The 1129-nt window shown below is 61.2% G+C and carries 1 protein-coding gene and 1 pseudogene; both read right to left on the bottom strand.

The features are described from left to right. Nucleotides 1–532: FAD-dependent oxidoreductase (locus FJ980_RS33300; RefSeq protein ID WP_140547634.1), on the bottom strand; the 532-nt coding region annotated here is incomplete at its 3' end. A 202-nt stretch (nt 533–734) separates the two neighbouring features. After that, nucleotides 735–1129, bottom strand: a pseudogene (locus FJ980_RS35040) (ABC transporter substrate-binding protein); the annotation flags it as partial.

Raw genomic sequence — 1129 nt, forward strand, 5'->3', positions numbered from 1 at the left:
GGTATTCGTCGAACATGGCGACCGACTGGAGCGCCTGCTTGTCGCGCAGATGCTGGAGAAGCGGCATCTGCGCGACTTCTGCGCCCGATAACCGGCGGTAATTGAGCGGCACCTCGCGGCCGCCCAGGGATTTCAGGATGCGGAACGCCGCATCGATCTGCCAACCCCTATAAGGGCCTCCACGGTAGACGGGAAAGCAGAAGGTCATGGAGCGCGTGCGGTCGGGCGTGTCGCGGACGAATTGCGCCCGTGACTGCATCGCCGCCCGCGCCATCCGGCACGCGGTCAGGAAGCTCTGCGGCTGGCGCACGAATTCCCAGACGGATTTTCCGGGCGCGAGATAACGCAGACCGCAATGAAGGAGCCGCGAAGACCGTCCGCTGGCGCCGGCGGCGAAATCACTCTTGTCGACGAGCAGCACCGAATAGCCGGCAGCACTGAGGCAACGCGCTGTTTCGGCGCCGTTGATGCCGGCACCAACGATGGCGACGTCGAAGACTGATCCGGAAAGTTCATCGAGTGAAAGGCGCATGATATCCCTGCTTGTTTGCAACTATGGATCCGCTTGGCGCAGGCGCCAGCGCCGGGCCGATCGAACCAAGAGTTGGAAAAAATCGACCGGAGGACCGCGTCCACCGGTCTCAAAATGGAGTTCTTCCGTCTTTGGCCGCCGGCTCGACCAAGGCTGTCTGTCGACCGCCAACCGGCCTGGCGGCGCGCCTGTCGGGTTGAGACTACTGGCGGTCCATTTTCGTGTTGGCAGCCGCAAGCAGCTTTTCGTGTTCGGCGTCGAACCACGGATCCGCGACCACTTTCCATTTCTCGGCAAGTTCGATGAGCTTGCCGGAGGCATGCCAGCCATGGGTCATGCCGGTCATGAATTTTCCCCAGATGCCGTCGCGCTCCTCCAGCGGAACGCCTGCCGCCCAATAGCTGTGATATCGGGATTTCAGGGGCATTTCGTAACCATCCCAGCCTTCGGTTCTCAACGACTGCTGGATCGCCGTATCGTCCGACAGCCACGCTGCGCATTTGCCGCTGCGCTGGGCGTGTTTGGTTTCCGTATTGCCGGAAAAGGAAATGATCTTGGCGTCATAGTCCTGAGCGATCACGGTATTGTAGAAAAGGC

The organism is Mesorhizobium sp. B1-1-5, from assembly GCF_006443065.1.
Lineage (GTDB): Bacteria > Pseudomonadota > Alphaproteobacteria > Rhizobiales > Rhizobiaceae > Mesorhizobium.